Genomic DNA, 12,138 nt, shown 5'->3' with positions numbered 1-12,138 from the left:
AGTGTTACTCTTCTTCTAAAGAGTAAGGAAGAGGTTTAATGGATAAGCGACTGATGTTATCGCCTTGGACACGAAATACGCTGTCAGCTTCCATGTCGTTATTCATAATAACTTCTGCAAGAATAGTATTGTCAGCCATACGTACAGCACTTAATACAGTGCCCGTTTTACGCCATTTATCTTCACCCAATTGCCACTCAATACTACCGCCAATTTCTGGTAACTCAGTACTACCACCAGATAATAGATACATAGCACGTTTATTGGCACCTCTGAATTTTGCACGAGAGACCATTTCTTGCCCTGTATAACAACCTTTTTTAAAGCAAATGCTCAGTGGCAATGCTTGTAGGTTTGTTGCTTGAGGTAAAAACTGTTCGATATTAGGGGTATCAATAATAGGGTATCCAGCTTCAATATCTAAAGCTAACCATTGCTCACTATCACTTGTTTGCGCTTTTAATGTCGTGGCTAGATTTTTTGCTGTTTCTTCGTCCGTGACAATTAAGAAACGTTCAGTAGGTAAAGGCAGTTGAAGAATATAAGTATTGTCGTGATTAACGACTTCGTTCGCTTTGCGAGGAATATTAGGAAAATAGTCAGCTAAAGCCTGAGCTGCGCCTTGTCCTGCTAATCCTAATAATACGGCTTGTGTATTTTCTGCTAAGGTTATTTTTGAAAATACTGCGTATTTCTTTAATTCAGTCAGTTGTTTTTGTGCGACATTTTTACGCAAAATATAAGCAAAGCCGTCTTGCATATGGAAAAAGCGTAATGTACTCCACATTTTTCCTTTTGCTTCACAGTGTGCTGATAGTGTATGCGTGGTTGCAGGAAGTGCTGTAATATCGGTAGTTAATTGGCCTTGTAGATATTTTTCACTGTCAGCACCGGTTGCTGTTATCAGTGACCATTCATCTAAAGAAATCAGTGTTAACGGTAAATTGATTGCCGCATGAGGGCGTTTAGCCTGAGTCGAATTTTGAGTCATGATGTCACCAGCGATTAAATTAATCAGATACATCAGTTATGGTAAAAGAGTCACAAGACAATGCAAGTCATTATTATTTATAACGCACAGAAAATGAACCTGACAAATAATCAATAAATGTGTGTTCAATATGGTGTCTATGAGACGAAACCTGCAAACTGTGATCATTTTGATGTTAAAAATTTCGTGATAAGACTATCATCGGAAGCAGGAAGAAATCGTAGTATTTCTTGATTTGAACAATGTAAAGAGCAGAGTATGACTATCGATATAGAGAATAAAGCACGAATTAACTGGGCATGTCGCCGTGGAATGCGCGAGCTGGATATTTCTATCATGCCTTTTTTCGAAAATGAGTACGATACGTTATCTGATAACGATAAAGCGCTTTTTGTTCGTTTACTCGAATGTGCAGATCCTGATTTATTTAACTGGTTAATGAACCATGGTCGTCCTGACGATGAATCGCTCTATTATATGGTGAAGTTAATCCAAGAGCGTAATAGGGCGAGAATGGCAGAGATCGTTGATAAATATTAATAAAAAAAACGTATAAAATCAGCGATAGGCTAAATAATAATTTTTTGTTGATTATAAATGGCGCTTTTATTATCCAATAAAGGCGTTTTTTTATTTTTATATAAAAAATAATATTAGTCATGTTCTAAAATGTGATGAAATAAAGAACAAGTTTACGATAAAAATGCGTGTTATCTCTATAAATTACCGTTTAAATGATTTTTTTTCACGATTATCTTCTGAATATTTAGTCAATCAGGTATGCTCATTTTATTAAAACAGTAATTAAAAAAGAATAAAAATTACGTACTTATTATTAAATTGTGTTTTTTTGATTAAGTATAAAAAAGTCAAAAATAATAAAAAATTAAATCTAAAATATAAGGTAAACTATTTACAAGGTTAAAAAAGAAGTTACATTATAAATAGGTTATTCTTTAACGCTATTTATATCGGTATAGAACTAAAGCAGGAGTTAATATAACTCGTGATCTTATGGAAATCGCATCTTACAGTGTCATGGTTTACACAACTCTTTTCAACGGCAATTTATGTTGCTTTCGAAATAGGCTTATTGCTATATCCATGGCCTCCTGATTTTATTTATATTTGGGTGCCTTTATTACTATTTTTGATTGGAAGCTGGTATTTTACGCAAAAAAACATTAGTCGAATCAAAGGCGATTTTGCTTTACTGAATGGCAATAGAGTGCAATGGAAACTTCATGAGTGGCAAATAACAAAGCGCCCTTGGATTAGTCGATTTGGTACTCGAATAACACTGACCTCTATTTTGAATAAAAAACAAATCACGTTATGGGTCGCTTTTGATAGTATGACTGAAAATGAATGGCGTAATTTTTCGCAATTATTAATGCAATACCCAGATATTTAATCTCTGGGCATTATATTTATAGATTTTCTTCTATTTCACGTAAAATTTGCATACACCATTGTGATAAACGTTCATCAGTTTCTTCAAATTGATTAACGTCATCTAATGCAAGACCAACAAAATACTTACCATTATCTGACAACGGTTTTGGGCTGACAAACTCATATCCATCAACAGGCCAGAACCCAATAAATTTAACGCCACTTGGCAATAAATGATGGTAAAGCATACCTAGTGCATCAAGAAACCATTCGCTGTAATCGATTTGGTCGCCCATTCCATACATTGCAATAAGTTTGTTTTTTAAATTTAATGTTGGCAATGTTTCCCAAATATTGAGCCAATCTTCTTGGATCTCGCCAAAATCCCAAGTGGGAATACCTAAAATAAGAATGTCATATTGCTCCATAAGCGTGATATCACACTCTTGAACATTATGAAGATCAACGAACTCTTCACCGAGAATATCACGAATTTTTTCTGCTGCCATTTCGGTGTAACAGGTGCTAGAACCGTAAAATAGACCAATTTTCATAAAGATTTTTAGGATATTTTTGCCAATAAAGGTCACTATTGTATCAGAAAAAAAGTTTTATAAGGCATAATGTAAAGGCAATAAACTAAAGAGCAGGAGAGTAAGACTGTGCCACAAACCAAATTATCGACAAAAAAAACAACGCAGACTCATGAAGATACAGATATTATCATTGAGCAATTTCTCGACAATATTTGGTTAGAGCAAGGATTATCAGCCAATACACTCAGTTCTTATCGTTTAGATTTACAAGCATTAGGTCAATGGCTTATACATCATCAATTGGATTGGTTATCTGTGACCACCTTGGATTTACAATCCTTTCTCGCAACGCGTCTTGATGAAGGCTATAAAGCCAGTAGTGCTGCTCGTTTGCTCAGTACAATGCGTCGATTATTTCAATATCTTTATCGTGAAAAATTACGTTTAGATGATCCTAGTGCATTGCTCTCAACCCCAAAATTGCCGAAACGCTTACCTAAAGATTTAAGTGAACGGCAAGTGGATGATTTACTCAATGCGCCTTGTATTGATGAGCCATTAGAATTACGTGATAAAGCAATGCTTGAAGTGCTTTATGCCTGTGGGCTTCGTGTGTCTGAATTAGTGGGATTATCTCTTTCTGATATCAGCTTACGGCAAGGTGTATTAAGAGTGATCGGTAAGGGCGATAAAGAAAGATTAGTCCCTTTAGGGGAAGAGGCTATTTACTGGTTAGAGCAATATCTGCAATATGGAAGACCCACTTTAATGCAAGGAAAAACAGACGATATTGTTTTTCCTAGCCTAAGAGGGCAGAAAATGACACGACAAACTTTCTGGCATCGGATAAAACATTATGCTGTGATTGCTGGAATTGATACTGAAAAGTTATCACCCCATGTGTTGCGCCATGCATTTGCAACACATCTTTTAAATCATGGAGCAGACTTGCGTGTTGTACAGATGTTATTGGGGCACAGTGACCTCTCTACAACACAGATTTATACCCATGTTGCAACAGAGCGCTTGAAAGTGCTTCATCAGCAACATCATCCAAGGGGATAGCCACCAACACGCTGGCATTAAATAGGAATTTAAATGAAAAAGAAATTACTCTGGTTGCCAATACTATTAAGCATGGTGTCAATGCCTGTGCTTGCTGACAATGCTTCTATTGAAGCGCAACTGGCTAAAATGCAAATTAAAGCAGAAAGCATTCAACCAACTCCGATTGTTGGATTAAATGCAGTGTTATCCGATAAAGGTATTTTTTACATTACTGACGATGGTAAATACCTAACAGCAGGCCCTATTTATAATATCAGCAGCGGTGAGCCTGTTAGTATTGCCAATCAAGTTATTATGAAAAAAGTAGATTCACTTAAAAATGAAATGATCGTTTATAAAGCGCGTAATGAACGCCATGTGATCACCATTTTTACTGATATTAGTTGTCCTTACTGTCAAAAACTTCACCAAGAAGTACCTGAACTGAATAAACAGGGAATAACGGTACGCTATTTAGCATTTCCTCGTAATGGTGTTGGCAATAATATTGTGAGTAAAGAAATGAATGCTGTGTGGTGTAGCGGTTTCCCTAATAAATCGTTAGACAGTGCATTTAAAGGTGACAAAATTATTCCCATTGATGAATGTAAAAAAATCAATATTAATGAACATTTTAAATTAGGCACCATGATGGGAATTCAAGGTACGCCTGCTATTGTGTTACCTAATGCGAGTATTTATGGTGGATATATTTCTGCTCAAAACCTTATTGAATTATTAGATAAAAAAGAGAAGTAATCACGTTTTATGGTCACTATTGAACCGACACTACGTCGTCGAATTGCGCAGGCAACTCAATTGCCAAATAATTTAGATCCTTTATTACGACAGATTTATGCTAATCGTGGAATAACATCCGAAGTTCAACTAGAACGATCGTTAAAAGGCTTACTTCATTACCAAGCATTAACAGGAATTGAAACGGCACTTTCATTGCTCATTGAGGCTTTAAAACAGCAATCTCGTATCGTGATTGTTGGTGATTTTGATGCCGATGGTGCAACCAGTACAGCATTGGCTATCAAAGCATTACGCCAAATGGGATTTAAGCAAGTAAGCTATCATATTCCTAATCGCTTTGATGATGGTTATGGCTTAAGCCCTCAAGTTGTTCATGATGTTGCAAAAAAAGGGGTTGATCTCATTATCACAGTTGATAATGGTATTTCATCTTTTGAAGGTGTGGAGACTGCCCATGAATACGGTATTCGAGTCCTAGTAACAGACCACCATTTGCCGGGGCAAACATTGCCTGCTGCTGATGCGATTATTAACCCTAATTTGGCTGATTGCGATTTCTTATCTAAATCATTAGCTGGCGTTGGTGTTACTTTCTATTTAATGACGGCATTGCGAGCTGAATTAGAAAAATTAGGCTGGTTTGAGCAACACAATTTAGCTCGTCCTAATATGGCTGATTTTCTCGATTTAGTTGCATTAGGAACTGTGGCGGATGTTGTTCCTCTTGATGAAAATAACCGTATTTTTGTTTATGAGGGGTTACGTCGTATTCGAGCTGGTCGCTGTTGTGTAGGGATAAAAGCACTTACTGAGGTTTCTCGTAAAGAGCTATCTCAGCTGGTAAGCAGTGACTTAGGTTTTTCTTTAGGGCCACGCTTAAATGCTGCAGGGCGTCTTGATGACATGTCTGTCGGTGTTGCTCTACTTTTAACGGATAATATTGGTTCTGCCCGTGAAATTGCTAATGAACTTGATGGTTTAAATCAAACTCGCCGTGAAATTGAAGCGGGTATGCAAGAAGAAGCCTCCACTATTTTCCGTCAATTTATGGGCACTCAACATGTCTTGCCGAATGGTTTAGCAATTTATCATCCAGAATGGCATCAAGGTGTTGTGGGTATTTTAGCGTCTCGCATTAAAGAAAAACTACATCGTCCTGTTATTGCTTTTGCACCTAGCGGTGACGGTCTATTAAAAGGTTCTGGTCGTTCAATCAGTGGTGTACATCTCAGGGATGCGTTAGAACGATTAAATACTTTAAACCCAGGTTTGATGCTGAAGTTTGGTGGACATGCAATGGCTGCTGGGCTTTCACTTGAAGAAGATAAATTCCCGCTATTTCAGCGTCATTTTTCGTCTTTAATGTCTGAATTGGTTTCTGACGAGCAGTTGCAAGGTGTTATTTTATCTGATGGTGAACTAACGGAAAATCAATTATCGCTACCTATCGCTGAAATGCTAAGAGAAGCAGGCCCATGGGGGCAAGCTTTCCCTGAGCCATTATTTGACGGCAAATTTACGTTGTTGCAACAACGTATTGTCGGTAGTAAGCATTTAAAAATGATGCTTCAGCCTGTAAATAGTCATCTGATGATTGATGCTATTGCATTTAATGTTGATATCAATATTTGGCCTGATAACAGTATTAAAACCGTTGAATTAGCTTATCGATTAGATGTGAATGAATTTAGAGGGCAAAGAAATGCGCAACTGCTTGTTGAGCACATTTGGCCTTGTTAATACGAATAATTTAAGCAATTTATTGTGATATAAAGTAAAACGTTGTTATGGCAACAACTATTGAGTAGACAATTGTATATAAATGCTATAAACCCGTGGATATATCCGTTACAATATGCGGTTCAAAATTTATTCCAATTGTTTTTGAAAACAACATAAAGACGAAAAAGCATGTTTGAAATCAACCCAGTAAAACACCAAATTGAAGAAGTCTCTGAAAGAACAAATGTTCTCAGGGGGTATCTTTGACTATGATGCCAAGAAAGAGCGTTTAGAAGAAGTTAACGCTGAATTAGAACAACCTGATGTGTGGAATGAGCCAGAAAGGGCGCAAGCATTGGGAAAAGAGCGTTCATCTCTTGAGGCTATTGTAGAAACTATCGACCAATTAGACCAAGGACTAGAAGACGTTTCTGGTTTACTTGAATTAGCGGTTGAAGCTGATGACGAAGAAACATTTAACGAAGCTATTGCTGAATTAGGTGTGTTAAATAAAAAGCTTGAGCAATTAGAATTCCGTCGCATGTTCTCAGGTGAATATGACAGTGCGGCTTGCTACCTTGATTTACAAGCCGGCTCTGGGGGTACAGAAGCGCAAGATTGGGCAAGTATGCTGATGCGCATGTACTTACGTTGGGCTGAATCAAGAGGCTTTAAAACTGAAATTATTGAAGAATCTGACGGTGATGTTGCAGGATTAAAATCAGCGACTATCAAAATTATTGGTGAGTACGCTTATGGTTGGTTACGTACAGAAACAGGTGTTCACCGCTTAGTTCGTAAAAGCCCATTTGATTCAGGTGGTCGCCGCCATACCTCATTTAGCTCAGCCTTTATTTACCCTGAAGTTGATGACAATATTGATATTGAAATCAATCCAGCTGATTTACGTATTGACGTTTATCGTGCTTCAGGTGCGGGTGGACAGCACGTTAACAAAACAGAATCTGCGGTACGTATAACCCACGTTCCTACAGGTCTTGTCACTCAATGCCAAAACGATCGCTCTCAGCATAAGAACAAAGATCAGGCAATGAAGCAGATGAAAGCGAAGTTATACGAGCTAGAAATGCAGAAGAAAAATGCAGACAAGCAAGTAATGGAAGATAACAAGTCCGATATTGGCTGGGGTAGTCAAATTCGTTCTTATGTTCTTGATGATTCACGCATTAAAGATTTACGCACTGGTGTGGAAACGCGTAATACACAAGCAGTGTTAGACGGTGATCTTGATAAATTTATTGAAGCTAGCTTAAAAGCGGGCCTGTGAGGAAAAACATGTCGCAACAGCAACAAGGTGCGGAGCAGGCACCTGATTTAAATAACGAACTGCAAACACGCCGCGAAAAATTATCCGCTTTACGTGATAATGGTAACGCATTCCCAAATGATTTCCGCAGAGATGCACTGTCTGACGAATTACATCAAAAGTATGATGCAATGAGTGCAGAAGAGTTAGAAGCAGCGAATGTGGAAGTTGCTATTGCAGGTCGTATGATGACTCGCCGTATTATGGGCAAGGCATCTTTCGCTACATTGCAAGACATGGGTGGTCGCATTCAGCTTTATGTTTCTCGTGATGATTTGCCAGAAGGCATCTACAACGAGCAATTTAAAAAATGGGATCTTGGCGATATCTTAGGTGCTCGTGGTCGTGTTTTTAAAACGAAAACAGGTGAATTAAGTGTTCACTGTACAGAAGTGCGTTTATTAACTAAAGCACTGCGCCCGTTACCAGATAAATTCCACGGTTTAGCTGACCAAGAAATGCGTTATCGTCAGCGTTATTTAGATCTGATCTCTAACGACGGATCACGTAAAACTTTCCAAATTCGTTCACAAGTTATGGCGGGTATTCGTCAATTTATGGTGAACAAAGGCTTTATGGAAGTTGAAACACCGATGATGCAAACCATTCCTGGTGGAGCAAGTGCGCGTCCGTTTATTACTCACCATAATGCGTTAGATATTGATATGTATCTGCGTATTGCACCTGAGTTATATTTAAAACGTTTAGTTGTCGGTGGTTTTGATCGCGTATTCGAAATCAACCGTAACTTCCGTAATGAAGGTGTATCACCGCGTCATAACCCAGAGTTCACTATGATGGAACTCTATATGGCGTATGCAGATTACCGTGACTTAATTGAATTAACGGAAGAATTATTCCGTACATTAACTGAAAATGTACTGGGTTCTTCGTTAGTGAAATACGGCGACCAAGAGTTTGATTTTGGCAAGCCATTTGCCAAATTAACCATGAAAGAAGCTATCTGCAAATATCGTCCAGAAACTGTAATGGCTGATCTTGATGATATGGATAAAGCAGTTGCTATTGCCCAATCTATTGGTATTAAGATTGAGAAAAGCTGGGGCTTAGGCCGTGTTCAGTGTGAAATTTTTGAAGAAGTTGCAGAAAGCCACTTAATTCAACCAACTTTTATCATTGAATACCCGGCAGAAGTTTCACCATTAGCTCGTCGTAACGACGATAATCCATTTATCACTGACCGCTTCGAATTCTTTATTGGTGGTCGTGAAATTGGTAATGGTTTCTCAGAACTTAATGATGCACAAGACCAAGCTGAACGTTTTGAAGATCAAGTTCGTCAAAAAGAAGCCGGTGATGCAGAAGCTATGTTCTTTGACCATGACTATATTACGGCATTAGAACATGGATTACCGCCAACAGCAGGTTTAGGTATTGGTATTGACCGTATGGTAATGTTATTTACTGATAGTCATACTATCCGTGATGTCATTTTATTCCCGGCAATGCGTCCTAATAAATAATTGTTACTTCTTAATTAGAATAATAATTAATTTAAAGCCACCAATAGGTGGCTTTTTTATGTTTATTATTAATAGTTTATATTTTTCATGATGATTAAATAATCACTTAAATAAGAAGGGGATTGCTGTTCGATTAGGTGAGCGTATAATTGGAAAAACCAACTGCGGGCGTAGTTCAATGGTAGAACGAGAGCTTCCCAAGCTCTATACGAGGGTTCGATTCCCTTCGCCCGCTCCAACTTATCTTCCCTCAATATCATCTCAATACTCACTATTCAAATCCTATTTTCATTTATTTTATCAAACCAATAAGCCAAATGTTCAGAATAAAAATCTAAATGTTAACTAGATGATAATAATAGTTATTATTATATTGATAATTATTATCATTGGAGTATATTTCTATTCCCAAAATAAGCCATTAAAGGAATATAACCCTATAAATAATATAGTTATTTTGTTTTCATTCATTGTTCAAAAAGCTAATAGTTATTCAAATTTATTAGATAAATGACAGATGGGTTTTTAACATTCATCAAATTACTTGATGATATAAAACGATTGATAGTTGATAAGTGAAAGGCATTACTTAAATGATATTTCAAGCAAAGAAAAATATAATAACCTTGGTTATTTTATGCATATCAACGTCATCTTTAGCCAGCCAAAATACGCCAGCAAATCAAGAAGACAAACTTGTTGTTACCGCAAATAAAACTAAAACAGATATTAAGCATATTAATACAAAAGACATTAGTACGATAAGAGGAACGACTAATTCAGATATCTTTGCTAATGAAACATCGCTTCAAAGCAATAACTCTAGAAATGAAGCTGGGGCACTTGATATTGGTATTCGCGGATTACAAGGAAATGGCCGTGTTCCTATCATTATTGATGGAAGTCTACAATCAACCAATACTTGGCGAGGTTATCAAGGAAGTGCAGACCGAACATATATTGATTCAGACTTAATTGATTCTATTGAAATAGAAAAAGGCGCTTCCATGAGTAAATTCTCTGGGGGAGCGATAGGCGGAACCGTTAAGTTAAAAACGATTTCAGCAAATAGCATTATCCCTCAAGGGGATCAAGTCGGCTTTCTGTTTAAAGGCAGTCTCTATAATAATAATGTGCGACCAACAGTGAGTTCGAGTGAAGAAAATGAAGGTAGTTATCAGCCATCAACAGATTTAAAAAGTACCCATTTTAATAATGGTTCTTATACTGCTGGTGTGGCATATAGAAATGATAAATTCGACTTTTTAATCGCTTATAGTGACCGTACGCAAGGTAACTTTATTGCGGGTAAACATGGGTATGATAAATATAAACAGACGGATGCGCCGATTAAACCAGGTCAGGAAGTCGTTAATACCAGTTATGAAAGCCAGTCAACTTTATTGAAATCCAATATCTATTTTAATGCTGATTCCAGCCTAGAAATTAATTATCGTCACCATGAACAAAAGGCGGGTGAAGTTCTTGCCGCTTATTGGTATCAATATGATGGAAAAATGTCTCAATGGACACTCGGTAGCGCCAAAATAGATACAACATCTGTAAATTACTCTTATAAACCAGAATCGATTCTAGTGGATATGAATGTCGGTGTTTGGTGGACAAAAGGGAGATTTAATCAAAGAAATGGCTTAACGGATGATGTTACTGCTCATAATGGAAATCAATATAAACATAAATACAATGATGAACGTATTGGTTTTAATATAGAAAATACATCTCAGTTTGCGAATCAGCCAATAGATATCACTTATGGTATTGAGTATATGACCCAAACGACAAAACCATTAACCAAAAGATATGAATCTAATTGGAGTCCTGAGGGTACAACGCCAGGTAAAGAGCTTCCTCCTGCAAATCGGAATGCAAAAGGGATAACGAGCTCATTGTTTACCAATATTGCTTATAAAGGTGAATGGATTGATACATTGGGCGGTTGGCGTATTCATTCATTTAAAGTTGAAGATCATATCGCTGGAAAAACAACAACATATGGGCCTAAAAATGATTTCTTTGGTGAGATCCGTTTCCATGTGACACCAGACTTAGATCTTTATAGTAAATATTCAGATACTTATAGAGAACCAAGTTTATTTGAAAGCTCTGTATCAGATCAAACATATTCTTATAACCCTAAGTATCCGATTAAACCTGAAAATGCACGATCTTTCGAAGTCGGTATCCATTTAGATAAAGATAATCTTATTTTTGATGAAGATAATACGTCATTACGTATTGCTTATTTCAACAATGATATTAAGAATTATCTTTCTCAAGGGGTAAATCCAAATGGTGGATATTATCCTGAGTCTTACGTTATTACTAAGAATTACGATAAATTTAAATTATCAGGTTATGAAGTTGAATTAAAATATGATTCAAATTATCTTTTCGGTTCCGTTGATGCGACTTTCTATAATAAAGCTAATTTATGTTCAAAAGCTGAAATGGAATTAGGTCGTCTTGAATCAGCCTGTAATTCTGTTGGCTTTGCATGGGGATTATCGCCATCAAGAATACCACCAGAGAAAATTTTCTCCGGAATTGCGGGTATCAAAATGTTTGATCAAAAATTACAAACAGGTGTTAGGGTTCGTTATAATTCAGGAAAAGATTATCCTCAAAAATGGTTAGTTGGAACGGCGGCTGCTCCTGTTCAGAAATTATACTCATCAACGACTGTCGATCTTTTTGGTAAGTACGCATTAAGAAAAAACATCAACTTCACATTTAATATTGATAACTTAACGGATCGTTATACATTTGATCCTGGTACGGTTATTTATATGCCAATTCCAGGACGTACTGTTAGATTTGGGATAGAAACCACTTTCTAACTATTAAATACGAACA

At 36.9% G+C, this 12,138-nt stretch carries 10 protein-coding genes and 1 tRNA gene; 9 read left to right on the top strand and 2 right to left on the bottom strand.

What is annotated here, in order from left to right:
- Nucleotides 1–4: 4 nt before the first annotated feature.
- Complete coding sequence (gene ygfZ, locus LW139_RS14640; RefSeq protein WP_109407424.1) at nt 5–991, bottom strand: tRNA-modifying protein YgfZ; 987 nt, start codon at nt 989–991, stop codon at nt 5–7.
- A 264-nt stretch (nt 992–1,255) separates the two neighbouring features.
- Between ygfZ and sdhE the strand changes: the two genes are divergently transcribed.
- Both sdhE and LW139_RS14630 read left to right on the top strand, forming a co-directional pair.
- Nucleotides 1,256–1,531: an FAD assembly factor SdhE gene (gene sdhE, locus LW139_RS14635; RefSeq protein WP_036938885.1), complete on the top strand. Its 276-nt coding sequence runs from the start codon at nt 1,256–1,258 to the stop codon at nt 1,529–1,531.
- A gap of 466 nt (nt 1,532–1,997) precedes the next feature.
- Complete coding sequence (locus LW139_RS14630) at nt 1,998–2,405, top strand: protein YgfX (RefSeq protein ID WP_109407423.1); 408 nt, start codon at nt 1,998–2,000, stop codon at nt 2,403–2,405.
- A 16-nt stretch (nt 2,406–2,421) separates the two neighbouring features.
- On the opposite strand, the gene fldB is transcribed toward LW139_RS14630, so the two are convergent.
- Complete coding sequence (gene fldB, locus LW139_RS14625) at nt 2,422–2,940, bottom strand: flavodoxin FldB (protein WP_247850131.1); 519 nt, start codon at nt 2,938–2,940, stop codon at nt 2,422–2,424.
- 108 nt (nt 2,941–3,048) lie between these two features.
- Here fldB and xerD point away from each other — a divergent pair, with 108 nt between their 5' ends.
- From xerD to LW139_RS14590, 7 genes are all read left to right on the top strand, one after another.
- The gene (xerD, locus tag LW139_RS14620) at nt 3,049–3,987 is read left to right on the top strand and encodes a site-specific tyrosine recombinase XerD (RefSeq protein ID WP_166540855.1); all 939 of its coding nucleotides are present in this window, start codon (nt 3,049–3,051) and stop codon (nt 3,985–3,987) included.
- 33 nt (nt 3,988–4,020) lie between these two features.
- The gene (gene dsbC, locus LW139_RS14615) at nt 4,021–4,728 is read left to right on the top strand and encodes a bifunctional protein-disulfide isomerase/oxidoreductase DsbC (RefSeq protein ID WP_072069225.1); all 708 of its coding nucleotides are present in this window, start codon (nt 4,021–4,023) and stop codon (nt 4,726–4,728) included.
- A gap of 9 nt (nt 4,729–4,737) precedes the next feature.
- Complete coding sequence (gene recJ, locus LW139_RS14610) at nt 4,738–6,471, top strand: single-stranded-DNA-specific exonuclease RecJ (RefSeq protein WP_247850130.1); 1,734 nt, start codon at nt 4,738–4,740, stop codon at nt 6,469–6,471.
- Nucleotides 6,472–6,642: 171 nt separating this feature from the next.
- A protein-coding gene (gene prfB / locus LW139_RS14605) for a peptide chain release factor 2 (protein ID WP_247850129.1) occupies nt 6,643–7,741 on the top strand; the annotation gives its coding sequence in 2 pieces (ribosomal slippage) (nt 6,643–6,717 and nt 6,719–7,741; 1,098 coding nt in all).
- An 8-nt stretch (nt 7,742–7,749) separates the two neighbouring features.
- Complete coding sequence (gene lysS, locus LW139_RS14600; RefSeq protein WP_166540851.1) at nt 7,750–9,264, top strand: lysine--tRNA ligase; 1,515 nt, start codon at nt 7,750–7,752, stop codon at nt 9,262–9,264.
- Nucleotides 9,265–9,428: 164 nt separating this feature from the next.
- Nucleotides 9,429–9,502: transfer RNA gene (locus tag LW139_RS14595), tRNA-Gly, on the top strand.
- A 355-nt stretch (nt 9,503–9,857) separates the two neighbouring features.
- Complete coding sequence (locus LW139_RS14590; RefSeq protein ID WP_247850128.1) at nt 9,858–12,122, top strand: TonB-dependent receptor domain-containing protein; 2,265 nt, start codon at nt 9,858–9,860, stop codon at nt 12,120–12,122.
- Nucleotides 12,123–12,138 lie beyond the last annotated feature (16 nt).

The sequence above is a fragment of the Proteus vulgaris genome (genome assembly GCF_023100685.1).
GTDB lineage: Bacteria > Pseudomonadota > Gammaproteobacteria > Enterobacterales > Enterobacteriaceae > Proteus.
Note: the sequence above shows the minus strand (reverse complement) of the source record. Positions and strands in the feature narration are given on the sequence as shown.